Annotated in this window: 17 protein-coding genes; 5 read left to right on the forward strand and 12 right to left on the reverse strand. The window is 47.0% G+C overall.

Going from position 1 to position 24,329, the window contains the following annotated elements; translation table 11 throughout:
* Positions 1 to 227 precede the first annotated feature (227 nt).
* From GWG06_RS25405 to GWG06_RS25425, 5 genes are all read right to left on the reverse strand, one after another.
* On the reverse strand, positions 228 to 1,673 hold the full coding sequence (locus GWG06_RS25405) for a TolC family protein (RefSeq protein WP_160716996.1): 1,446 nt from the start codon (positions 1,671 to 1,673) through the stop codon (positions 228 to 230).
* A 2-nt stretch (positions 1,674 to 1,675) separates the two neighbouring features.
* Positions 1,676 to 4,867, reverse strand: a complete 3,192-nt coding sequence (locus tag GWG06_RS25410) for an efflux RND transporter permease subunit (protein WP_160716998.1) — start codon at positions 4,865 to 4,867, stop codon at positions 1,676 to 1,678.
* Positions 4,868 to 4,892: 25 nt separating this feature from the next.
* Complete coding sequence (locus GWG06_RS25415; protein WP_160717000.1) at positions 4,893 to 5,978, reverse strand: efflux RND transporter periplasmic adaptor subunit; 1,086 nt, start codon at positions 5,976 to 5,978, stop codon at positions 4,893 to 4,895.
* Positions 5,979 to 6,143: 165 nt separating this feature from the next.
* Positions 6,144 to 6,473: a hypothetical protein gene (locus GWG06_RS25420; protein ID WP_160717002.1), complete on the reverse strand. Its 330-nt coding sequence runs from the start codon at positions 6,471 to 6,473 to the stop codon at positions 6,144 to 6,146.
* Positions 6,474 to 6,707: 234 nt separating this feature from the next.
* Entirely contained in the window at positions 6,708 to 7,205 is a 498-nt protein-coding gene (locus GWG06_RS25425) for an SRPBCC family protein (protein ID WP_160717004.1), read from the reverse strand.
* A gap of 138 nt (positions 7,206 to 7,343) precedes the next feature.
* On the opposite strand from GWG06_RS25425, the gene GWG06_RS25430 reads away from it, so the two are divergent.
* From GWG06_RS25430 to GWG06_RS25440, 3 genes are all read left to right on the forward strand, one after another.
* Entirely contained in the window at positions 7,344 to 8,333 is a 990-nt protein-coding gene (locus GWG06_RS25430) for a GlxA family transcriptional regulator (RefSeq protein WP_160717006.1), read from the forward strand.
* Positions 8,334 to 8,480: 147 nt separating this feature from the next.
* Positions 8,481 to 8,924 (forward strand): class I SAM-dependent methyltransferase, encoded by a 444-nt coding sequence (locus GWG06_RS25435; protein WP_160717008.1) that lies wholly within the window; start codon positions 8,481 to 8,483, stop codon positions 8,922 to 8,924.
* Between the two features lie 1,242 nt (positions 8,925 to 10,166).
* Complete coding sequence (locus GWG06_RS25440) at positions 10,167 to 12,050, forward strand: hypothetical protein (RefSeq protein ID WP_160717010.1); 1,884 nt, start codon at positions 10,167 to 10,169, stop codon at positions 12,048 to 12,050.
* Positions 12,051 to 12,120: 70 nt separating this feature from the next.
* Here GWG06_RS25440 and GWG06_RS25445 read toward each other — a convergent pair whose 3' ends face one another.
* The 4 genes from GWG06_RS25445 to GWG06_RS25460 all read right to left on the reverse strand — a co-directional run bounded on the left by GWG06_RS25445 (position 12,121) and on the right by GWG06_RS25460 (position 15,791).
* Positions 12,121 to 12,888, reverse strand: a complete 768-nt coding sequence (locus GWG06_RS25445; protein WP_160717012.1) for an ABC transporter permease — start codon at positions 12,886 to 12,888, stop codon at positions 12,121 to 12,123.
* Position 12,889: 1 nt separating this feature from the next.
* Complete coding sequence (locus GWG06_RS25450) at positions 12,890 to 13,657, reverse strand: ABC transporter ATP-binding protein (protein ID WP_127043176.1); 768 nt, start codon at positions 13,655 to 13,657, stop codon at positions 12,890 to 12,892.
* A 13-nt stretch (positions 13,658 to 13,670) separates the two neighbouring features.
* Positions 13,671 to 14,567 (reverse strand): pentapeptide repeat-containing protein, encoded by an 897-nt coding sequence (locus GWG06_RS25455; protein ID WP_202183115.1) that lies wholly within the window; start codon positions 14,565 to 14,567, stop codon positions 13,671 to 13,673.
* 285 nt (positions 14,568 to 14,852) lie between these two features.
* Entirely contained in the window at positions 14,853 to 15,791 is a 939-nt protein-coding gene (locus tag GWG06_RS25460; protein WP_127043178.1) for an alpha/beta fold hydrolase, read from the reverse strand.
* Positions 15,792 to 16,286: 495 nt separating this feature from the next.
* On the opposite strand from GWG06_RS25460, the gene GWG06_RS25465 reads away from it, so the two are divergent.
* Entirely contained in the window at positions 16,287 to 17,795 is a 1,509-nt protein-coding gene (locus GWG06_RS25465) for a hypothetical protein (RefSeq protein ID WP_160717014.1), read from the forward strand.
* A gap of 125 nt (positions 17,796 to 17,920) precedes the next feature.
* Here the strand turns inward: GWG06_RS25465 and GWG06_RS25470 are convergent, their stop codons facing one another.
* Positions 17,921 to 18,088, reverse strand: coding sequence for a class I lanthipeptide (locus tag GWG06_RS25470; RefSeq protein WP_158631699.1), 168 nt, complete (start codon positions 18,086 to 18,088; stop codon positions 17,921 to 17,923).
* Between the two features lie 687 nt (positions 18,089 to 18,775).
* Here GWG06_RS25470 and GWG06_RS25475 point away from each other — a divergent pair.
* On the forward strand, positions 18,776 to 19,306 hold the full coding sequence (locus tag GWG06_RS25475) for a GNAT family N-acetyltransferase (protein WP_160717016.1): 531 nt from the start codon (positions 18,776 to 18,778) through the stop codon (positions 19,304 to 19,306).
* A 121-nt stretch (positions 19,307 to 19,427) separates the two neighbouring features.
* Here the strand turns inward: GWG06_RS25475 and GWG06_RS25480 are convergent, their stop codons facing one another.
* Positions 19,428 to 19,823 (reverse strand): hypothetical protein, encoded by a 396-nt coding sequence (locus GWG06_RS25480; RefSeq protein ID WP_160717018.1) that lies wholly within the window; start codon positions 19,821 to 19,823, stop codon positions 19,428 to 19,430.
* Positions 19,824 to 19,847: 24 nt separating this feature from the next.
* Entirely contained in the window at positions 19,848 to 24,320 is a 4,473-nt protein-coding gene (locus tag GWG06_RS25485; protein ID WP_160717020.1) for a DUF6443 domain-containing protein, read from the reverse strand.
* Positions 24,321 to 24,329 lie beyond the last annotated feature (9 nt).

Below are 24,329 nucleotides of genomic sequence, written 5' to 3' on the forward strand. Positions count from 1 at the left end.
TTTTAGTGTGGTAACTTAAACTTACTAAAAAAGGAGGCCACATCGGCCTCCTTTTATTTATCCTTTGGGTTATTTTAACCGGACACTATAGAATTACGAATTGCGAATTACGAATGTAGAAGCGAAGATTAAAGCGAAAATTAAAAGAGATGCTTAATAGCTATCCTCTTCAATATTCGCTTTAATCTTCGCTTCTACATTCGTAATTCGCAATTCGTAATTCGCAATTACCTATCCGTATTCACCCAGCCTCCACCAAGGGCCTGGTAAATATTCACGACAGCATTCAGTTGCTGTTTTTTTGTTTCTATCAGTTCAAATTTAGATTCCAGGGCATCGCGCTGTGTCATCAGCACTTCCATGTAATCAGCGCGGGCGGATTTGAACAGGTCGTTGGAAATATCGATAGACTGCGTAAGCGCCTCTACCTGCTTAGATTTCAGGTCGTAGCTTTGCTCCAGGTTGTTAATTTTTGCCAGCTGGTTAGCTACTTCCATGTAAGCGTTGAGGATGGTGCGTTCATAATTATAGACCGCCTGCAGCTGTTTGGCGTTGGCGCTGTAGTAGGCAGCCTTGATGGCGTTCCGGTTTACCAGCGGCGCCACCAGATCTCCGGCCAGCGAATAGAATATTGATTCCGGAGTTCTCAGCAGATACGCAGGGTTAAAAGCCCGGTAACCGACAGAGGCAGAAATACCTACTGAAGGATAAAACTGTGCCCTGGCTACCTTAACATCCAGCTGGGCGGCTGTCAGCATCAGTTCTGCCTGCCGTATATCCGGGCGATTGGCCAGCAGCTGCGATGGGATGCCAGCGTGTACCGCTGCCGGCACCAGTTCCGCAAAACGCTGTCCGTTTCTGGAAACAGGCTGCGGATAGCGCGCCAGCAGGAAGTTGATACGGTTTTCCGTTTCCGTAATCTGCTGCTGTATATCATACTGCAGGCTTCTGGTTTTCAGTACCTCCGCCTCAAATTTTCGTACAGCCAGCTCCGTTACCCTGGTAGATTCCTTCTCCAGCTTAACAATTTCCAGCGCATTCTGCTGGATGGCCATATTCTTTTTTACGATCTCCAGCTGGTTGTCCAATGCCAGCAGCTCGTAGTAGGAATTGGCTATTTCAGCGACCAGGCTGGTGATGACAAAGTTCCGTCCTTCTACGGTAGACAGGTAACGGGCTACTGCCGCTTTTTTAGCGTTGTGCAGCTTGCCCCAGATATCTGCTTCCCAGTTGGCGTACAGCCCTAACCGGTAGTCTGCCAGCGGATCCGGCATTTCCTTTCCGGGCTTGATTTCCGTATTGGCTTCCATAGCGCCGGTATTAGTATACCGCGCTACCTTGTCCAGGCCCGCACCCGCCCCGATGCCAACGGAAGGGAGATATTCCCCTTTCCTGGCTCTCACTTCATTCCGGGCGATCTCTATCTCCTCCAGGGTGATATTCAGCTCCTGGTTATTCTTCAATGCCGTATCGATGAGCGCTGTCAGGTACGGATCTGTAAAAAACTCTTTCCACTTTACCTGTGCGGTGCTGATGGTATCCTGCGAGTCACTGAAGCCGGCAGGAACAGTCCTGTCGGCTATCTTCCCCTTCAGCGCGGGTGTTTTACAGGCCGCATAGGTGAGGGAAAGACAGGCAAGACCAATATATCTGTATTTTCTGCTTAACATCATAATCAGTTTCCTGGGTTAAAATTGTCTTCTTCCATAATGATGATTTTCCTTTCTGTCAGCGGTTTTTCATCTTCATCTTTAATGAGTTTGCGTTTCGCTGCAATGCTGCCGAAGATGTAGTATAGTCCCGGAATGAGGATAACCCCGAAGATGGTGCCTATCAGCATACCTCCCAGGGAAGCTGCTCCAATGGTACGGTTGCCGATAGCGCCCGGACCGGTGGCGAATACCAGGGGAATAAGCCCCGCGATAAAGGCCAGGGAAGTCATTAATATCGGACGGAAACGTGTTCTGGCTCCTTCAATGGCCGCCTGGTATACAGACACGCCGGCGCGATGGCGCTGCGCGGCAAACTCTACGATCAGTACCGCATTCTTACCCAGCAAACCTACCAGCATAATCAGTCCCACCTGTGCGTAGATGTCATTAGACAGCCCCATTACCTTAATCAGGAGAAAAGAGCCGAAAACGCCCGCCGGGAGGGAAAGCACTACCGCCAACGGCAGTACGAAACTTTCATACTGTGCCGCCAGGATCAGGTATACAAAGAATAATACTATCAGGAAGATGTAGAGGGCTTCATTTCCCCTGCCTGCTTCATCCTTTGAAAGCCCTTCCCAGTCTATACCATAGCCGTGCGGCAAGGTGCTGGCAGCTACTTCTTCAATGACCTTGATGGCTTCACCGCTGCTGTATCCTGCGGCGGGTTCCCCACGGATAGCAGACGAGTTGTACATATTATAGCGTGTGATCTCGTTCAGTCCGTGTGTTTTTTTAATGCTCATGAATGCCGAATACGGCACCATCTCATCGCGGTTATTCTTCACGTACAGCTGCATCAGGTCATCGGGCAGACGGCGGTATTCCGGTGCTGCCTGTACATATACCTTAAAGAAGTTACCGAAGCGGATGAAGCCCAGCTCATAGGTACTCCCTATCAGGATGGAGAGGTTGTCCATAGCCTTACCGATAGAAACGCCTTTCTGCATGGCCGCCTGATTATCTATCTGCAGTTCATATTGCGGATAGTTGGCGCTGTAGAAGGTGAACAGGCCTGTCAGCTCCTTCCGTTTCTTCAGCGCTGCCATGAACTCGTCATTTACCTTTTCCATTTCCTTGTAGTCATCGCCATTGGTTTTATCGAGCAGGCGCAGCGAGAAACCGCCGGCAGCGCCGTATCCGGGAACAGCTGGTGGTCCGAAAAATTCGATGGTAGCGCCGGGAATATCGTGGCATTTTTCTTCCAGCTCTGCAATGATCTGGTTCACGGAATGCTTACGCTGGGACCAGCCTTTGAGGTTAATCAGACAGGTGCCCGCATTGGAGCCACGGCCTTCTGTCAGCACCTCGTAACCTGCCAGGGCAGAAACAGACTGAATGCCTTCCACATGTTCAGCGATCTCCTGTACCTTGCGGGCCAGGTCGTTGGTACGTTCCAGCGTGGAGCCGGGAGGCGTCTGGATAATTGCGTAGATCATGCCTTGGTCTTCGCTGGGGATAAATCCGGAGGGCAGTGATTTTCCTACCCCGAATATGCCGAAGCCGAATGCCAGCAGGATAGCGAAAGTAATAATCCGGCGGTTCACGATCTTCTCCATCAGTCGTGTATACCTGCCCGTTAGTTTCTCAAACCCTCTGTTAAAGGCCGCCAGCAAATGATCTACAGGCGTTTTCCTTTTCGGCTGCCCGTGATTGTTTTTCAGCAGGATCGCGCACAATACCGGCGTCAGCGTCAGTGCCACAATACCGGACAGCACAATGGAGGTAGCCATGGTAATGGAAAACTGACGGTAAAAAATACCTACCGGGCCGGACATGAAGGCCACCGGGATGAATACTGCCGCCATCACAAAGGTGATGGCCACAATGGCCCCGCTGATCTCATGTAATACCTTTTTCGTAGCTGCATATGGCGAAAGGTGCTCCTCTTCCATTTTGGCATGCACCGCTTCAATCACTACAATCGCATTATCCACCACGATACCGATAGCCAGTACCAGCGCAAACAGTGTGATGAGGTTGATGGTCAGCCCGAAGACCTGCATAAAGAAGAAGGCGCCTACCAGCGATACAGGCACCGCCAGCGTCGGAATCAGCGTAGAGCGCCAGTCGCCCAGGAACAGGAATACCACGATAGCTACCAGCAGGAAGGCTTCGCCCAGCGTGTGGATCACCTTTTCGATAGAAGCGTCCAGGAAGCTGGATACATCATAGCTGATTTCATAGTCCATTCCCGGCGGGAAGGAGCCTTTCAGTTCTTCCAGCTTTGCCTTCACCTCCCGGATCACTTCACTGGCATTACTGCCGTAGGTCTGCTTCAGCACAATAGCAGCAGAGGGATGATTATTGAGATTGGAATAGATATCATAGAATTCACTGCCCAGTTCCACATCTGCAATGTCTTTCAGGCGCAGCAGTTCTCCGCTGGGATTAGCGCGGATGATGACATCCTTATATTGTTCCGGCTGATTATACCTGCCCTGGTAGGTTAATACATACTCCAGCGCTTCCGAGCGCTTGCCGTCACTGCGGCCAAGCCGGCCGGGGGAACCAATCACACTCTGACTGCCCAGCGCAGCCATCACTTCATCCGTAGATACATTGTAAGCACGCATCCTGTCCGGCTTCAGCCAGATACGCATGGCGTACTGGCGGCTGCCGAGTATCTGCGCATTACCGATCCCCTTTACCCTGCTGAGTTCGCGTAAGATGTTAACATTGGAAAAGTTGTACAGGAAATTTTCATCCGCCTTCGGATCTTTACTGTACACGTTAACATACATCAGCATGTTGGGCTGCAGGATGTTTACCACGATCCCTTCACGCTGCACCAGTTCCGGCAGGCGGTTCGTCACCTGCTCGATACGGTTCTTCACGTTTACTACCGCCTGGTTAGGATCGGTGCCCAGGTCAAATACCACCTGGATATTAGCTTCACCGGCGCTGGTGGCATCGGAAGTCATATACTTCATTCCCGGTACGCCGTTCACTGATTTTTCCAGCGGAATCAGTACGGATTTAACCAGTACATCGGCGCTGGCGCCTGGATATGCCACACTCACAATCACCCTGGGCGGAGCGATGGACGGGAACTGCGAGGTAGGCAGTGTATTGATGGCCAGGATGCCCATGAAGATAATGACAAGGGATATCACTATCGCAAAGACCGGCCTTTTCATGAATATATTGAACATGTCTCTCTCTTTTTGGATGTTTACTTTATTCCGTTGGCAACTGTAAATGGGAGATTACCTGCTTCGGCTCCTCATAATCAAAGGAGATTTTATCATTGTCCTTCACCTTGCGTAAACCTTCCAGCAATATTTTATCGGATGCCGTCAGCCCTTCCTTCACCACGTACAGGTCGGGCATTTCAGCGCTGATGGTGACAGGCTTTAGCTTCACCACATTATCTTTCGTTACGACAAAAACATATTTCTTGTCCATGATTTCCATGGTAGCTTTCTGCGGAATAATCAGCGCATCTTTCAGCGGCATGTTCATGAGTATGCTGCCGGTTTCCCCGTGGCGCAGTAATTTGTCCGGATTGGGAAAGGTAGCCCTGAAGGCGATGTTACCGGTTTCATTATTGAACTCTCCTTCGATGGTTTCCACTACGCCGGGATATTTAAACACCTGCTTATTAGCCATGAGCAGGTTTACCTGCAGCTCTCCCTTTGATTTCATGCTGGCCTGGTAGTCCAGGTATTCTGGCTCGGAAACGTTGAAGTACACCCACATACGGCTGTTGTCTGACAGGGTTGTCAGCAGGTCCCCTTCTCCGACAAGGCTTCCCAGCTTCAGATGCAGCCGGTCAATGATACCATCGAACGGCGCTCTTATGTCTGTAAAAGCCAGATGTACCTTTGCCAGCGACAGTTCCGCACGGGCCTTTTGCAGTTTGGCGTTAGCGAGTGCCAGCTCATTTTTGGAGACTACGTTTTTGTCGGCCAGCGCCTGGGTATTCTGCACTTCAATTTCTGCAGCCCTGGTTTCAGCTTCCGCTTTGGCCATTTCCGCCTCATACAGTTTAGGCATAATCTTAAAGAGGAGCTGACCTGATTTTACGGCCTGACCCTCATCCACAGCGATTCCCTGCAGGTATCCCTTTTCCTGGGCCCGCATTTCGATGTTACGTATGGAACGTATCTGACATACATATTCTTTGGTAACAACGGTATCCATCTTTACAGGACTGGTAACCAGGAACCGGGTAGAAGCTTCTGTTTCTTCTCCTTTCGACGATTTACAGCTTGTATGGCACAACAAGGCATACAGGCCCATGAGCATGATGATTCTTTTCATAATATATGATGCTTGATTCAGGTCGGTTTGAATATTTTTTTGTAACAGGCACATGACTTCCCGATTGCATAGCAGCAGGCTATGCAGACACACGTATAGATGCCATGTAAATGAATACAGGAAAAACGCGGGCAATCAGATATTGCCGGGCAATAAGTACAGGGATCAGATCCTGATTACGCGGTGCACGATAAACTTATCCGCTGCCGCTGAAAAAATAGTGGCGAAGAATGGTGTGATGTTGCTGCTGAAGCTGGGAATACAACATCCGGGCTGGTGGGCATAAAATGAGGTAATGTGGCAGATACCGGTCTCCATCAGTTTTCTGAAAGATTCCGATTCACACTCCTCTTCGATTTCCGTTGCTTTGATCTTATCACTTATACTTCCTCTTCCGGGCGATGGCAGATCGCTGACAACAAAATCAATATCCTGCAGGGCGTTACATGCCTGCTCAACACTGTTTCCGTTGTTCCATCCTGCGGTCCGGTCCATACGGATTTCATCCGCATGTGCATAACCCCAGAGTAAAAGAAAGCAAAATGACAGAAGATATCCGATTAATAGTCTCATCATTTGGGATCAAAAGTAATATCAAAACTATTAAGTAGGTATATCCGGAAATTAAATTTCCTTTAAAATCATAAATCTGTGATACGGATATTATAAAACAACCGGCTTATCCGCTGTTGTGTTTTCAGCGGATAAGCCGTACAGGAAAGCGATTCATCAATTATCCAGCTTCCATTTTTCCACGAGGGCGGTATCAAAACTTTTTCCATAATCTTTAGGAGACGGTTTTCCTTTTCCTGCAGTAATCAGGTGGTAAAGACTATCCTGTATGTAGTGGCTCCAGGCTTCGTTACAGACCTCATAACATTCATACTGCGGTACCAGGCCCTCATGCGTGAAGCGGACAGCCGTTCTGTCATTTTCCCGGCTGATATTGAAGATCACGCGGGTGCCAATCCATTCACTTTTATCCCTGGTGAATTTAAGGTAGTTGTCTGTGATAAGCCATTCGACCTTCTCCGCTGGTACCAGCGCTGTTACCTGTATTTTACTGAGATGGATATCCTTGTAGTTGTACACAAACTGGCCATTGAGTGTATCCGTGCTGCCTTCAATATTTTCTGACCACCATCCGCGAACATTATTGATCGCATTAAAGACCTCCAGTGGTGTCTGATCAACCAGAACAGTGGTTGTGAAATCCTGATTTTTCATGGCTTTTATTTTTTGATGAAGTAGTATTTCAACAGTCAAAATTATTATCCTTCTGTCAGAAAAGCAGGGTATAAAATAGACATTCTGGTGGGCTGATCTGGACAATACAATTAGTTATCTTTGTAAAAACAACAGCCGATGAAACATCTTACCATCATCGTTCCTGACGGGCAGAGCGACCTGAACAGCGTATCCTGCATCATAGGCGCCTACGAGATTTTCACGAGAGCCAATACCTACCGGGAAGAGCAGGGAAAAAAGAGGTTGTTTACCATCGAACTGGCAGGGGTTACCCCTGAGGCGGACTTTCATCACGGGTTGCTGACGCTGAAACCTCAGTCAGACATCAGCAGCATCAGCAAAACGAATCTTATCATTATTCCTTCACTGGAACGTGATTGCAGCAAAATCACGAAGGGAAACCAGTTGCTGGCCGACTGGATTGTGCAGCAATATAAAAACGGCGCAGAAGTAGCCAGCATGTGCACCGGCGCTTTTATGCTGGCAGCCACCGGCCTGCTGAACGGCAGGAACTGCTCTACGCACTGGTATGCCGCTGATAGCTTCAGGCACCTCTTTCCTCAGGTGCACCTGCAAACCGAGAAACTGATTACCGACGAAAACGGTATTTATACGAATGGCGGTGGTTATTCATTTCTGAACCTCGCGATCTATCTGGTAGAGAAATATTATGACCGGCAGACAGCCATCTACTGTTCGAAATTGTTTCAGGTAGAAATAGACCGGCAGACGCAGTCCACCTTTACTATTTTTACCGGCCAGAAAACACATGGCGATGAAGTAGTCCGGAAAGCGCAGACCTATATTGAAGATAACCTGCAGGAAAAAATATCTGTAGAACAGCTGGCATCGCTGTTTGCCACCGGCAGGCGGAACTTTGACAGGCGGTTTATCAGGGCCACCGGCAATACGCCCGCCGAATACCTGCAACGGGTAAAGGTGGAATCAGCCAAAAAAACATTTGAAACCACCCGGAAAACAGTCAATGAAGTGATGTATGAAGTAGGGTACTCCGATGTAAAAGCATTCCGGGAAGTATTCAGAAAAATTACAGGTATCTCTCCGCTCGAATACCGGAACAGGTATAACCGGGAAGCGCTGGTTTGACCTGAAAGCAGGTACAGCCGCATATATCCGGCAAACATGCTATTAAGCGCCATTCATCAACTTCACTTGTACCGGCCTGCTGTTTTCTGTAAATTAAATGGATAAATATTTTCCTGACATCACCATTTCTTACCTAAAACAAGGCTTATGGAACCTAAGCTCTCGCAACGGCTGAAAGAAATTGCAGCAGCGCTGCCGCTTCACAAAGGTATACGCGTGCTGGAAATAGGCTGTGGTCCTGGTGTGGCAGCCCGTTACATCTCTACCCTCATCGGTAGCGGGTATATACTGGCAATAGACCGCTCGGCAAAAGCGATTGCGCAGGCAGAAAAAGGCTCACAGGAAGAAATAGCAGCCGGGCATGTAGGTTTCCGGCAGGCAGCCATAGAGCACTTTGTACTTCAAAAAGGAGAAAAACCTTTTGACATCGCCTTTGCTGTGCGCGTCGGCGCACTGGACGGCAGGCATCCGGAAATAGAAAAGGAGGCGCTCACAAAGATTGCCGCTGCGCTGACGCCGGAAGGCAAACTCTATATTGACGGAGGAAATCCGTTAAGGGAAATACGACTGGACTCCTACCGGAATCCGTAAAGGTGCCCGCCATAATAATTTGCATTGTTACGAAATATTCCTATATTGCCTGTATACACCAAACAGTTATTGAACCCCAAAAAACCATTTTGAAAATTAATATCTCAAAAAACAATTCCCTTTTTAATTACTGTACACGTTAACGCACAGCATCGCTGTTGTTGTTTGTCATGATAAAGTTTTGCCATTGGCACACCACAGCCACTTTCACCAGATTACCGGTATCTGCGTGCAGGGCTTTTTGATTGTCGTATTCCTATAATAACCATAATCCATCACATGAAAAAGATTTACTTTCTCTGTACACTGTTATTGGCGTTCAGCGCCATGTATGCACAAACTGACTCCCTTCCGCTTCGGAATGCCTATGAAATTTCAAAGGTAATCTGCGCACAAAATACTTCATCCGGCAGACTAAATGACGTCAGAATGGGGAAAATACTGGCTGCACTCTTCTGGTATGCTGACGCGCAGGATGAAAGTAGTATAACTGAAAAAATTACAATCCTTACTAACAAGTTAAGATACTATCCTAAACTAAAAGAAATTGTTAGCCAGTTGTTGTTTAATAGTGCCTCTCCAGATTCATTTGCCTTAAGCAACGTGCTTATTGACAACTTTCCTTCAATCAGCCCGGAATTAAGAAACAAGGCTAAAGAACTTCAACACTCGTATAAAAAACTGGATAGTACCATCAGAGATACCCAAACAAGATATGACTCCTTCTCTCCGGTCATGAAAAAAATAATCAGCACACGAAGTGAGATAGTAGACAGCATAACTTATGCAAATAGACTCGATGTGCTTTTAAAGTATAGTAATTTAATACGGTCAGATAGCATACAGCGGAATCTATCAAGCGAAAAAGAACGCTTATTGCAAACAGGTTACCTGCCATATAAGGCATTATATCCTGACTCATTACTTGAGACATATTTGCGTGACCGGTTAAATAATCTGAATTCATATCTAGCCATTCGGAAAACACAAAAAGATACATTAAGGGATACCATCGCTCAATTCATCAAAGATAACCAGCAAGCATTAAACCCTTATCTGGGTACTATTATAAATCAATCTGGCAATCAAATTTATACTGGTGGTATTAATCCTGGGGTTGAAAAGGAAAGTAATAATAATATGCAGATAGAAATGCAAAGAATCATGTACGAAAGTACCATTTCCAATTCCTCCTTCAAACTACCCAGCGAATCTGAAATGATTAATGCACTAGCAATTTACATGGCACGAAGAGTAAAGCAGGAAGGAGTTATCTGGTTCTTTGAAACCATAACTAAAAATGCCAAACGGTATAACCTGATCCGTACCTTCTTCCCGAATACCATCGCATTATTGAACGGCAGAGAGGTATATGAGATACCGAATATGGGCGCACAGTGGCAATATGCCCTGTCCAAAGATTTCGTAACAATGCCTTCTAATGTATTCAACAGCGACTGGTTTAAAGAGCATTTCCCAAAAGCATCTGAATATAAGTCTTTTATTTCCGGCACCTGCGCTATTGCTGACCTGTTAAACAAACGATATTCCTTCAGGGATATGGTAAAGGAGCTTTATCTCCAGGACTATCAGAAAGTGGGCAACCAACTGCATTTTCATGACCTGGTAACATTACTCTATGCTGTTAACACAGAATTTTTCATCATCGATTCTGCAACTAATCAACGGATGTTAAAATATGAAGACTACCGGCTGATGAACAAGGATCAATTTAGTGTAATGATCAGTTTAGCTGATATGAAATATGGCAATGTATTCCGGGAGATTTTATCATTTAACGGAGATGCCATTGATATCAATTCTTTGCAGGCCACCAATAAACTGCGGACTTTCTTCGGCAAAACAGAAGCCATCATCAGCCAGATTGACAAGACCCGGCTCGACTTTCAGAAGAAACAGGAAAAGCTGGACAATGCAGAAGAGAAAGACTGGAGATACAGCGTATACAATGTGTACAGTACATTAAACCAGCTATTCACCCTGTTTGCTGACACAACGGTTATGTCGCGGAAAGTAGTCTCCGCACAGCGGGCATTAAAGGTTACCGGTGAGGTTTACGAAATCTACAACCTGATTAACATGAAAAACTTTTCCGGTGCAGTACAAAATACGATAACCTTACTGGATTCTCTTTTTTATGGTAATAACACCAATTCCTACAACATCAGCAAAGCTACACTACACACACTGGCTGAGAAGACAAACGGCAAAATAGTGACCCGTATAGACGGAGAAATCGGTCAATACTGTGCTCACCTTAACACCCTCAGGGTTTCCGGTAAGGCTGCCAGCCCAAAAGACAGTACAGCATTAAGGAAAGATACAGCATTAGCGCACCATTTCGGGGCAAAGGTAAATATCAATGGCAGCGACACTACCATCTCCTTCAGGAAGAGCAGCCAGATGGCAGCCTTGATTTTCACCAACGACCGCGAAGCTATTCAGCTCATACGCCGCCTGGCCGCCTTTCTGAATGATGCCGCCCTGGCACAAACTGATCATCAGTTATCAAAAGTGGTAGAGTCCTATGCCCTGCCTCCGGGGTCCTACAAACGCAAACGAGGCAACTGGTATTCCTTTGATATAAACGCGTTTGCGGGCATTTACAGCGGTTACGAACTATTGGCCGGCAGGCGGTGCGATAACGGCTGGGTGTATGGATTAAGCGTACCAGTCGGGCTCTCCTTCAGTAAAACATTCGGAAAGAAAATGCTTGAAAAAGATACATTGACCAGTGACGAAATACTGAATCCCGGTAAAGTAAAAAGCTATGGTAAACGGGTTTACAGAAGAAGGGCACTTACGGCTACCATCACAGCCAGCATTATTGATATTGGCGCCGTGGTCTCCTACAGAATGGGCCCGTCCCCGGATTCTATTTTGCCGCAACAGGTAAAGTGGTCACAGGTAATCAGCCCCGGACTCAGCCTGGGACTCAGCATTCCCGGCACTCCGCTGGTGGGGATGCTGGGCGTACAATATACGCCCATGCTGAGAAATTTCAAGGACACGGATGAACAATACAATGCATTCAGATTCTACCTTGCCTGTATGATGGACTTACCACTGGCCAACCTCTGGGAAAGAAGAAGGATCGTAAGATAGCAGTTATGTCTGATCACCGCGCAGCTGTCTCTTAAAAAGAAGACAGCTGCACGGTGATTCTTCTTCCTTGTTATGCCCGCTTCCTGTATACTATCATCGCAAAGATGTACGCCCATATCATAATCCCCACGCACCAGGCCAGCGCCACCCATATCTCCGAACCTACCGGCTGATTGGAGAGCAGTGAACGGATAGCATCCACAATGGAGGTTACCGGCTGATTTTCCGCGAAGGCACGTACTCCCCTGGGCATAGTGCTCGTAGGCACAAAGGCGGAACTGATCAAGGGCAGAAAGTGAATCGGGTAGGCAATAGCACTGGCGCCATCAATTGTTTTGGCAGACAATCCTGAAATAGCAGCTACCCAGGTCAGCGCCAACGTAAACAATGCCAGTATGCCCGCTACCGCCAGCCACGAAAATACACCGGCGGAGGAACGGAATCCCATCAGGAGCGCTACCAGCACAATCACTGTCAGCGAAATCGCATTGGATACCAGCGAGGTCAGCACATGGCCCCACAGCGCAGCTGAACGGGCAACAGGCATGGAGTTGAACCGCTCAAATATTCCCCGCTGTACATCAGTGAAAAGGCGGAAAGACGTATAACCGATACTGTTAGCAATGGCAATCAGCATAATACCAGGCAACAGGTAATTCACATAATTATCGGTACCGGTCTGAATAGCCCCACCCAATACATAGACGAACAGCAGCATCATGGCAATGGGCATGATGGTAACGGTGATAATGGTATCCATACTGCGAAAGATATGGCGGAGGGAACGTCCCATCATAACGCTCATATCAACGAGAAAGTAGTTCTTTATTGCTTCCATATTAAATTTCAGTTTTTTCACCTACGATGGCGAGAAATATCTCCTCCAGTGTGGGCTGTTTTTCAATATATTCCACTTTGGCAGGCGGGAATAGCATTTTCAGCTCTTCCAGCGTACCGCTCACAATAATCTTCCCTTTGTGCAGAATGGCAATGGTATCCGCCAGCTGTTCTGCTTCTTCGAGGTACTGGGTAGTCAGCAATACGGTGGTACCATTACCGGAAAGTTCCCTGACAATATTCCATACCTCAATACGCGCTTCAGGGTCAAGGCCGGTGGTAGGCTCATCCAGGAAAATAACCGGTGCGCCGCCGACAAGGCTCATCGCGATATCCAGCCTTCTGCGCATACCTCCTGAATAGGTGGCCGCTCTGCGGTCCGCTGCAGCTGTCAGGCCCAAACGTTTCAGCAGGTCTTCGGCAACCTGGTGCGGCGCCCTGAGATGCCGCAACTTTGCCATCATTACCAGGTTCTCCCGCCCTGTCAGTATCTCATCCACGGCCACAAACTGTCCCGTCAGGCTAATCGATTGCCGCACCTGTTCCGGGTTCATGGCCACATCAAATCCGTTTATCATCACACTTCCACTGTCCTGCTTCAGCAACGTCGTGAGAATTTTTACAATTGTTGTTTTACCGGAGCCGTTAGTTCCCAGTAAGGCGAAGATACTGCCTGTCTTCACCTGGAAATCTACTCCCAACAGTACCGGCACATGTTTGTAGGATTTCGTTAATCCTTTTACCAGGATAGCGTTTTCATATCTGGACATATAATTATTGGGTTTAAGTTGTTAGTAAGGTGATACCATTCAGGTTAGCTTTACCATTCTTCAGGAATTCATAGGTCATGCGGTCGGTCTGACAGTCGATAAATGTGATCTGCTTCAGGCTTCTGCCTTTAAAGAAAGTATTTACCAGTATTGTATTCCGGAAGGTTACCCTGGAAAACCCGCAGTTATCAAAACTGCAGTCTTCCAGTCTGCCCTGAAAAATCAGGTCGGCAAAGCTGGTATTATTAAATGCCGTGCGGTTGAGCACTGCCTCTTCCATCACACTTTTCTGCAGGGCACAGGACCGGAAGATGGCTCCGGTTAAATCCGCCCCTGAGAAATTACAGCCTTTGATATGGGTGTCGGAAAATGCTGCTGCTTGCAGGGAACAGTCTGTAAACCTGTTGCCCGTTAAATGGGCATGCTGTATCTGACTGCCGTTCATGTCTGACCTGGAGAAGTCGCAGCCGTCAATCATATTACTTTTCAGGAGCAGGCCGGACATCTCAGCTCCTATGAACTTACAGTTCCGCATATTGGCGTATGCGAATTTCTCATGCAGATTTTTCAGGCCGGAGAAGTCTGCGTCCACCCAGTTTCCGCCAGACATGTCCCAGCCCGGTTTATCGTCCTCCTTACCCGTGAGCGGTGTTGCCGGCTGCCTTGCAGCGGAAGGCGCTTCTGCCGTTGCAGTGGCCCCGGACGAAAAGGTATCTGAAAAATAGTTGAGGTCTACGCCCAGGATTTCCGCCAGCCGGTTAAATGTAAATATATCAGGAATGGATTCTCCCCGCTCCCATTTCCCAACCGCCTGCGGACTGATAAATAAACGCTGGGCCAGTTCCGCCTGAGAGATTTTTATTCTTTTCCGGGCCTCAGCAATTTTGTTGCCGATCAGTTTTGTGTCCATGATTCGTAATTTTTGTTATGATTTTCTGACACCACAAAAATATTTCAATTCATTACGCGGCAGGCAAAAACACCGCTACTGTCAGTTGTATGACCGCTACTTACAGTTGTTTTCCGCATCCGGTGGTTGCATTAATGGTAAACCGGCAGTTGTTTCCACTATCCTGCCGGTGGTTTTCCCCCGGAGAAGTAAAAGGGAGGGTACGGGGCCATATAAAATAAAAGAAAAAACCTGCGGCCAGCGCAGGTTCTTAAAAATACGAAATACTTGGCGGAGGGCGGTTGATTAAAAAGCCGGAGGCGCCGTACTCAGGTCTGAATCGAGGAAATCACTGACCATGGGAATCCACATGTCTGCATGCATCATCATACCGATGTGTGTAGTACCGGGGAGAATGACCAGCCGGGATGTGGGCATTCCATGAAGATCTCCCATCTTTCCGCCGCCTTTGGCCCGGAATAATTCGAGCGCATGCTCATAACGTACCCCGTCGGCATCACCCAGACCGATAAAGAGAGGGGCTTTAATATTTTTTACTTCCTTCGTCCAGTCGTATGGTTTCAGGTCTGCACTCATGACCTTTTTCACGAAGTCATTGAAATGCGCGGTGTCATTACCATAGCGTGCATATTCCGTCATAATCGGCGAGCCTTTGAACACATCTCCGGTTATGGCAGCAAAGCTCGCCTCTACATCCGGCCACCAGCCGTTGTGGGCATAGGTTCCGGACAGTACTACCAGCCGGCGTACCTGTTCCGGATGGCGTATGGCCATCTGGTAAGCTACTCCGCCTCCCATGCTGTAGCCTAAAACATCGGCGCTGTCTATCCTGAGATGTTTCAGCAGACCGGACACATCATCTGCCATCGCTTCGTAGCCTATTTCCCGGGGTATATCTCTGGTGCGGCCATGGCCCTGCATTTCAGCGACAATCACTTTATGGGTCCCGGCCAGCCGGGGAATGATCTGCCCCCAGTTCATGGGGATGTTCATAAATGATCCATGCAGGAGTACAAGGGGCTTACCGGTTCCGTACACTTCATAATACAACTTCAGTCCGTTCACCTCTGCATAGCCGGTATCAGATGGAGAAACAGTCCGGCCGGCTGTTGAATCCTTTGTTACCACTGCCTCATGTTGCGGCTCTTTCGGAGCGGACTGGCAGGCAGCTATCGCCATAGCAATTATTATAACCAGATAACCCTTGATAATATACTTATTCATAATCAGAGAATTTATTAGATCACAAATTTCTGAAACAATATCCTTTCCGGGGATGTGCAGATGCGACAATCATGAGGTCAAAAACGACACCGGCTACGTTTTGCTGTTGCATATAGTTACAGATGCTGAAGCAACATGGTTATGAAAACGTATATCCGGTACCGTTATTAACCGTTTAATTGTCCTATCCGGGTATTTTTCCCGGATAGGGTATCTTTCCGTAAAAAATCATCTTAATTTTAATTATTTTTAATAGCTTAGATAAAGATTCACGGGGAATTATCCTATTAAGAAGACTCAACAGCTTGTTATCTGTAACAACATTATTTTAAACCTCAATTAACCATTACCTCCAAGGTACATGTAAGCATACATATCCTGCAGGATTTGCAATCCTGAAAACCCTGGAAAGCATTGCATAACGGCTTTCCCAGCCATTTTCATGTGTCCCTCAACAGAAAATGCTTATTTCCCCATTTATTAAATATCATATTTATGAAAAAAACACTCGTTACTATCTTCATCGGAATTGTAGCAGGAATCGCCCTCATTGTTCTATTCAGGCAGTCGCCGACAAAGGCTGCCGGTACTACTGAAAAAAAGCCTGCGTACACTTTTAACATCACCTTTGATTCGGCGGTTCCCTATAAGTTATCGCCTTCTGCGAGTGAAGAAGATCTGGTCAGTTTTGCCTGGAATGAATTCTTTGCGCTGAACTGGAAATCCAGCTATTCGTCTTCCTTCAAATACAGAGGCTATGCAGACCCTGCCTGGTCGTACATCAATGATAAATCACCCTATCCTGCTGAGCCGCTGGTATGGGAAACGTATGCCCACCGTGTAGAGTTAAGGCCCAACGACGACAATATGCAGGCATTTGATTCCGAGCCCAGGTATGTTTACGCTTCCAATATTCCTCCGAAAAATGATACGGTGAAACAGAACCTGTTCAATAACCTTGATGAAAACAACGAAATCGGTTCCTGTAACCTGTATGCAAAGATACTCCCGGACTACAATACCAATCTGCAGGTATTGTATCAGGCAAAAGTTAACAGAGATGAGTTTGATTACAAGTACAAAAACTACCGTAAGGAAGCTGATTTAAAAGCGGCAGTCCTGAAGACCGCCAACAATATTGAAATGTATAATGACTATTACTACAAGGCAGGAGGTTCTACCTGCAACTGCCCGGATACAGCCAGGGTGTTTTGTCTGCCATGCGGTGGGGCCAGAGTTCCCGGCACCCTCGGCATCTACACCGGTGCACTGGAAGTAAAGTCCGCCTGGAGAGAGGTGACCGACCAGGAAGTAGCCACGCATTTAACCCGTCAGGTGCTCGTATATGAAAAGGTAAATGGTAAAACCGTAGCCGTGAATAAGCGTTACGGACTTATCGGATTACATATTGTTCATAAACTGGCCAACTATCCGGCCTTCACTTTCGCCACCTTCGAGCATGTGGATGTAGATACCAAGGATAACATGGGTTACATCCGGCTGGATCCGGACAATACGCCTCTTGGAGACAAGAAGCCAAGATTATATTCAAGGGCACGTCCTATACCGGATGTAGTCAAAGCATCTACGGATTATGTGCATATCCAGCTGAGCAGAAGAAATTTCAACTCTGTATGGAAGAATTACCGTCTTGTAGGCATACAGGGTAAGCCTTCCAGCGATACCTCCGCCTTCAACTACTTCCTGGCCAACTATGTCATAGAATCAGATTCTGCGCTGTCAAACTTCAGGGGAAGCAGTCTTGAAGCGCCTTATAACGGCGGGTTAAATCTATTATACAAAAAAATGCGTTACAATCAGGGCGGATGCCAGGGATGCCATGGCGTTACCCAGTTACGCGGCAGTGACTTTTCTTTTCTTATGGGTCTTAAAGACCAGCCACATAAAACACCTGACATCTCCAGGTCAGACAGCAAACTGGCACTTTACCTGCAGGCATTTGAGGAGGTAAATAAGTCAGCAGGAAAACAAAAGAAGAAATAATTCAGGGGATTTACTGATTTACTGATTTTTTGATTTTGGAATTTCAATGCAGCGGATGATTCGCTGCATTGAAATTCCAAAATCAAAAATCAAAAAATCAGTAAATCAGTAAATTAAAAAACTTATCAGCACAGGCGGGTACCACAGGTAGCGCCGCAGGTGGCGCAGGTACGGAAACCACTGGGGCATTCAGCCGTGAAGGCGCCGCCATTCAGTTTCTGCTGTTGTGCATCAGACAAGGATGCTACCCGGATTTTTTCGAGTTGGAGTTTTTTTACAGGTTTCTTTTTCATAACGGAATGTTTATCTTAAATATAAGGGATATGGCTGCGGCGGAACATCAGCCGGTTAATCCGTTATGCCTAAAGTAAATTGCTCCGTCGGTTATGACATCAGCCATATAAATGTGAATAGTGGCCCGAAGAATGCCAGTAAGGCAACCGCGTTTAACCATCTGCGGGTTTTTAAGGGCTTACTGTAAAATTCATTCATAATACCCTTCGAGCGGGCTGCATAATACTTATATACTATAAATGCCCATATAATTGTAATAAGCAGCAAGAAAAATTTATTAGGAATATAGTTCTCCAGATAAAAAACGTCATACTTGCGAAGTATTGTGAATATACTGAGACTAGCAAAAAAATGAGATATCGTTACTATCATCGCTGCACAAAATACCGGCGGATAGCCTGGATATTTTGCATACAGCGCATTTGTTGCAGCATAAACATTCCTGTAAAAACGCATTGTTATCATCTCTCTGCTGATTCACGTTATTTATTAAATATCAACATTATCATACGCACGATATGGCAGTAAACAAGTAAGTATCCGTATCGTACCGGGCGCGAAAAAAAGAAAATAACGCAGCAATACCAAACATTACATAAAAAAAGCACATCAGACAGCATCCGCAAGGTTATCATGCCAACTCCCTGCCCTGGCAGACCTTAGAAAAAATGCCCTATTTTTGCAGCATGCAAAAGATAACCACACTGAACGGAAAGAATGACATTAAGCTGAAAGCCATTGAGCGCAGCGATCTGGAAGAGATGAGCGTGCTGGCTAATAATCCCGCTATTGCGGCCAATCTGCGTGACAGTTTCCCGTCACCCTATTCACTGAAAGATGCAGAAGCATTTCTTGCCCTTATCGAAGAAGGTAAACTGAAATATGTTTGGGGTATTTATGTTAAAGATAAAATTGCCGGCGTCATTACGCTGACACCACAGGAAGATATTTACCGACATTCTGCTGAAATCGGATACTGGATCGGGGCTCCTTTTTATGGAAAAGGCGTCATGTCGGAAGCAGTGGCATTACTCACGGCATATACATTCAGCGAACTTGATATTCACCGTATCTATGCAGGTGTATTTGCTTACAATGAAGCCTCTAAAAAAGTATTGCTGAAAAACGGATTCCACCAGGAGGCAGTCAAAAGAAAAGCCATTCTCAAAAATGGCGTCTATCATGACGAACATCTCATGGTTAAAATGGACATCTGAGATAATCTTCTCCCGTCATCAGGGCTGTGCCATTTGATTCCGGATACAGCCCCGAAACTTTTATAAACCAGGCCGGCATGAGGTAACGCAGAAAAGACGTTCCCTCATGCTGGCTGTTTTTTCAGGAGAACAGGATATCAATCAGTACAAACATCAGGATACTTCCTATTGTACTACCAATCAGGTAGGCTAATACATAAATTTTACCTTTACGTGCTTCCTTTGGCGTTTCATCCTGAAACTCCTCCCTGTATGCTGCCCAGCGTTCTTTATTATAGAATAAAAAATAATGAAGCAGTATAAAACATACCGCAAACACGACAGCGAAAACGCCGCCGGGTAATGGAATATCGTTCACTGCCGGCACCAGCTTACCCAATATGTACAGCAGCAGACACAACTGAAACAGATGCGCCGCCATCAGGCACAGGATAACATTCATCACAGGTGTATCGTTGGGGCGCCTGGCGCCCCACGAGTAAATCTTATAAATTAAATATCTGTAAAAACGAAACATACACTTTTTTCTGTTTTATGCCTATTATTCTGCAGGCAGCCCCCAATCCATAAGATGTCCGGCATCTGCCAACAAATAAATTCCGCCGATGGCCAATCCTATAGGTCCGCCGAAAGTAGATACCGCACCAATTGTAATATCCAGGGCTCCTTTAAGCGCTACCATCCTTTTGTTCTTATTATTGGTTTTGTATGCATTAACAACATTCAGTCCGCTTACAACTATCTGAACACCAAAGGCAGCCTTACCCGCCACTGATATGCCCTTACTCAATGCCGCAGCCTCCTTTCCATAATACTGCGCCGTTGTTATTGCCGTTATTCCACTACTCCTTGTTCCATATTCTATCAGTTCCCCGGTCACTCCGGAACTTGCGATCGCTGAGGCCAGTATCATGTTACCCGTATTTAACGGCGAAAGATTCCAGGCTTCACTCTGGTCCATTTGTCTCAGAATTTCTTGCTGCGCACGTTTATACGAGGCAGGATCCCGGAATTTTACCTTCACACCTTTCAGCTCAACTATTTTAGAAGGAACAAAATTCTGCGTACTTTGCGCATGTTCACTGCCATTATACTTGCTGGCTGCCGCTGCGTAATTAGCAGCTACGCCAAAGCTGTTACCCCAGAGACTCATTACTGAAATTTCTGCAGCTCCGACATTAAATGCCTCGCCGGCTGACTTGAAAGCATAGTAGTTTCCATTTGACCACGAGCCGCCGTTATCCGAATCAAACAGGTTGTCAATAATCTCTCTGACGGTTACTTCATCTCCCATCGGATCGTTGAAGCGCACCGGATTATTGTAGGCAAACTGGTATGGTGTATAATCGCTGGCTTTGGAAGCAGCAATGTCTACTCCTGAAAACCGGCCGATCTGAGGATCATACCTGCGGTAAAAAGTACTGTAGAGATTTACATCCAGCTCATCTTCCCATTCAGCACCACCGTTATACCTGTAATTGTTCTTCAGCACCTGTCCTGCATTATAGGATATTCCGGCCATCTCCAGTCCGAAAGGATAATAATGCGTCTCCTCCATTACGGGGCTCAAAGATACACCAAGCAGCATATTATCAAAATAAACATCCTGCTGACTTTCATTACTGGTATATACATACAGGAAGCCGCTTTTACTGATGGGCATTTTATCTGTTCCCAGTGTCTGCAGCTGATCAGGGTTTTCCTGTACTCTTTTCACACCGCTGTTTTCATCTACCATTTTAAACTGGTCATCAAAAAGCACATAGTTCAGATAAGCCCTGGGCTTATTTTGCTGTGGCTGGTCCGGATCTTTCTGTGTCAGCTGCCGGTAGTCATTTGCGGTGAATTTACTGCCGAAGGGAGCAGCACCCGTTTCGGCCGGCCCCGCATGTATATCGGTAGTACCCGGTGTGCCGTTGAAATTATTAATCAGCCCGGCCAGCATTTCTTCCGGCAATGCATTATTCTTCTTATCAGCCGGCGCACCGGATTTATAGAAAGCGCGGACGGAAAGCTGCACGGTATCTCCGGCTGTAACCCGTAGCACCAGTGATGGTCCTATTTTCCTGCCGTCGGCACGGGCGTTCAGCTTCGCTGCAGATTCATTCTGCCTGGTCAGGCGGTCTTCCGGATAGCCCGCCGGCAATGCACTGCGGGTGGCGTCAATATTGCTGAACAACGCCGTTTCTACCGGAGCAGCTGCCTGTTCCATGGTAGCGGCATACACCTTGTAATCTGTCTGCTCTGTCAGCACTGCCCGTACATTACTCAGGTGATCCCGTTCAAAATAATCATACACCAGCGTTACCGGGCCACCTGTTTTATAAACGGGGCGGATACGTCCTTCCTCATGGCCGAACATCCGGAGGCTGTCATTCCTGTAAACAAAGTTCCCGATGTAATCAGTCACTGTAACAACTGGTGCGGATGCTGTATTATCGGTAACTATTTTCCTCAGCTTATTTCCGAAAGCGTCATACAGATACTTAATGCTTCCTTTACCGGTGACAGTAAGGGTTTCCGGCTTATCAAACAGGTTATAGGTAATCTGTGCAATTTTTTTGTTCAGATCTTTTGTCAGATTACCATTCGCATCATAATCATAATCCACGGTACCGGTATGGCCGGCATCTTTCTTAAAATCTCCCAGTGTTGAATTAGGATCATTCACACCATCGGCCACCCGCTGCAGTTTGTTACTTCCGGGCTGATAGGTATACGATAGTTTGTCGATCAGGGCGCTGGTGGTTCCCTTCATACCCTGCTGCGACATTGACAGTATATTTCCGTTGTTATCGTAGCTCAGCTCACTAACGGAAAAATTCATCCTATCATTTGTCCATGCGGCTCCCGGTGCATTCTGCTGTTTAAAGTCTGCATTCGTGAGCTGGTTCAGCTGATCATATCTGTAGCCATAAGCCCTGGCTATCTTATCGTTCCAGCCTTTCCATTTTATACCTGCCACATTCCCGTTATATTGCGGCATATCGAAGCCAATGTCATAGCTGAGTTCCTCCCCGAATTTATTGCTGGTGCTGTTGGGCGTGTTTACAAAATTACGGTTGATACCACTGAGCCATCCCCGGATGTTATAATCATACACGAGGCTATCCATTACATTGCCGTCGGCTTTCACACCCAGGTCCTTTTTTCTCAGCTGTCCGAGGCTGTTATACTCCAACTTTGCGACAATCCTTTCCTGCGCGGCATCATCATTCAGCCTCTTCCTGACTTCCGTTATACGGCCGGCATGGTCATAGGTGAATACGGACAAAACGCGGGTTTCAGGCGTCAGCGTGCTTCGGGGGTTGCTATGTACCTGATAGGAACTAAGTTGTTTACCGCTGAAATCGTACAGCACAGTAGTTATATCCTTTCCTCCCGCGATGTTATCCAGCACAGTCTGTAGCGGTCTTCCGCTGCTGTTGTAGAAGATGGTTGTGGTTAACCACTGGTCGGTACCCAGTACCTTGTATCTCACACCGGTCATCTTTCCTTTTATCAGGTTACTCTGATCTAGTGAAGGATCTGCCTGGGGATTGGTGGTTCCGGACAGGCGGGAGGTGTAGGTCTTGTTGAACGATGCTGCTCCTGACCAGTTGTAATTATCATAATAAGCATAGGACAACCATTCTACATTTGCTTCAGGAGGCGTGGGATTATATACTTCCGCTTCCATATAGGTTTCGCTAGCGCTACCCGGTTCAATATAAGCTATCATCTCATCTCCGTCAGGGGTCACAAATCCGGTAGAAAAGACGATGGAATTACCGGCTTTATAGGCCCGGATACTTTTATCCCGCTGGCTCAGTTCCAAATCACCGGCCTGAGACACTACCTTATTTCCCTGTTGACGGGCTATCACCAGGTTATCCATTGCCTGCTGCAGTTCAGCGCGGGTTTTCTGCTGATTATAGAAACCTGTTCTGACCTGCCTGTCAGCCGCATCATGAAAAGTCACGAGCCAGCCTTTATCCTTCGTATTTTCCTTACGGCTGTACACCACGCGGTCCCTGCTGTCATACACCAGTTCTGTGACGCCCCCGCCGGGTATTGACTGAACTACTTTCCGGCGTTGATTGTCATACTGATACTGGTAGCAAAGTTCCTTCCGGATAACGGCATCGTTAAGCGTCCAGTTTTGCATAATCATGCTCACCGCTTTGGGGGTTATCACAAACCGCAGGTTATTTATTTCATCATAAATGATGTAAGTGGATATCCACCCGACATGCCCTGCTGCTGCATTCGCAGCAGCTTTTCTTTTAATGAGTACGACCCTTCCTTTCTGATCGATAAATTTCAGCAAAAGCTGCTGTTGTTCATCCGTTTCTTCCTGCACGATCAACTGATTGGGCCCGTAGATTTCTGCTGATACCGGTATTGCGCTTATATCAGTAGAGGAAATAGTCCACTTCCTGACAGAATCAGCGATTACGTTGGCACGCTCTTTTGTTGCCATGCCACGCTGGCTGCCCGCCCAGCTGTTACCGGGCGCGGTCACCTTTAACACCCTGTTCAGGGGAGAATTATCAAAATAGGTTTTCCCGTAGCTTACCTGCTCTCCGGGATACATCGCTGTATTGAACGTACGTGCCGCTTCATATACATCCTGCTTAAACGCGCCATCAGCGCCGGCCGCCTTATAGGGCAGGAACTTCATTGCTTCCCGGCCGTATTCATCATACACATTAAAAGTGACGATGTCTTTCTTATCGGGAGACGCCTGCCGGATAACGTTCTGCAACGGGCGCGCCATACCATCGCTGTAAACGGTGCCTATTGCCACATTCTCCACACTTACCTGCATATTCAGATCCGTTGCAACGGTATAGGGTTTGGAGGGTATATAGGTACGTATATAATTCAGACGGATGTCGTTATTGAACGCGGCCGGTAATGCATCCGGCGTTACAGCCTGAGGCGCTTTTATATTATTTGGGTTGTTCTGTGACCTTGCCGCGGATGCGAACAGAGATAATGTCACAGTAACAGCTGCCAATATTTTGTTCATAGAATGTTC

Source organism: Chitinophaga solisilvae (assembly GCF_009928525.1).
Classification (GTDB): Bacteria; Bacteroidota; Bacteroidia; order Chitinophagales; family Chitinophagaceae; genus Chitinophaga; species Chitinophaga solisilvae.

Coding starts and splice junctions, on each gene's coding strand:
- GWG06_RS25450 (WP_127043176.1), bottom strand. CDS start 13,657: ATGTCCAGATATGAAAACGCTATCCTGGTAAAAGGATTAACGAAATCC.
- GWG06_RS25485 (WP_160717020.1), bottom strand. CDS start 24,320: ATGAACAAAATATTGGCAGCTGTTACTGTGACATTATCTCTGTTCGCA.
- GWG06_RS25435 (WP_160717008.1), top strand. CDS start 8,481: ATGGAACCTAAGCTCTCGCAACGGCTGAAAGAAATTGCAGCAGCGCTG.
- GWG06_RS25405 (WP_160716996.1), bottom strand. CDS start 1,673: ATGATGTTAAGCAGAAAATACAGATATATTGGTCTTGCCTGTCTTTCC.
- GWG06_RS25480 (WP_160717018.1), bottom strand. CDS start 19,823: ATGTTTCGTTTTTACAGATATTTAATTTATAAGATTTACTCGTGGGGC.
- GWG06_RS25440 (WP_160717010.1), top strand. CDS start 10,167: ATGGCACGAAGAGTAAAGCAGGAAGGAGTTATCTGGTTCTTTGAAACC.
- GWG06_RS25465 (WP_160717014.1), top strand. CDS start 16,287: ATGAAAAAAACACTCGTTACTATCTTCATCGGAATTGTAGCAGGAATC.
- GWG06_RS25470 (WP_158631699.1), bottom strand. CDS start 18,088: ATGAAAAAGAAACCTGTAAAAAAACTCCAACTCGAAAAAATCCGGGTA.
- GWG06_RS25415 (WP_160717000.1), bottom strand. CDS start 5,978: ATGAAAAGAATCATCATGCTCATGGGCCTGTATGCCTTGTTGTGCCAT.
- GWG06_RS25410 (WP_160716998.1), bottom strand. CDS start 4,867: ATGTTCAATATATTCATGAAAAGGCCGGTCTTTGCGATAGTGATATCC.
- GWG06_RS25430 (WP_160717006.1), top strand. CDS start 7,344: ATGAAACATCTTACCATCATCGTTCCTGACGGGCAGAGCGACCTGAAC.
- GWG06_RS25425 (WP_160717004.1), bottom strand. CDS start 7,205: ATGAAAAATCAGGATTTCACAACCACTGTTCTGGTTGATCAGACACCA.
- GWG06_RS25455 (WP_202183115.1), bottom strand. CDS start 14,567: ATGGACACAAAACTGATCGGCAACAAAATTGCTGAGGCCCGGAAAAGA.
- GWG06_RS25420 (WP_160717002.1), bottom strand. CDS start 6,473: ATGGACCGGACCGCAGGATGGAACAACGGAAACAGTGTTGAGCAGGCA.
- GWG06_RS25475 (WP_160717016.1), top strand. CDS start 18,776: ATGCAAAAGATAACCACACTGAACGGAAAGAATGACATTAAGCTGAAA.
- GWG06_RS25445 (WP_160717012.1), bottom strand. CDS start 12,888: ATGGAAGCAATAAAGAACTACTTTCTCGTTGATATGAGCGTTATGATG.
- GWG06_RS25460 (WP_127043178.1), bottom strand. CDS start 15,791: ATGAATAAGTATATTATCAAGGGTTATCTGGTTATAATAATTGCTATG.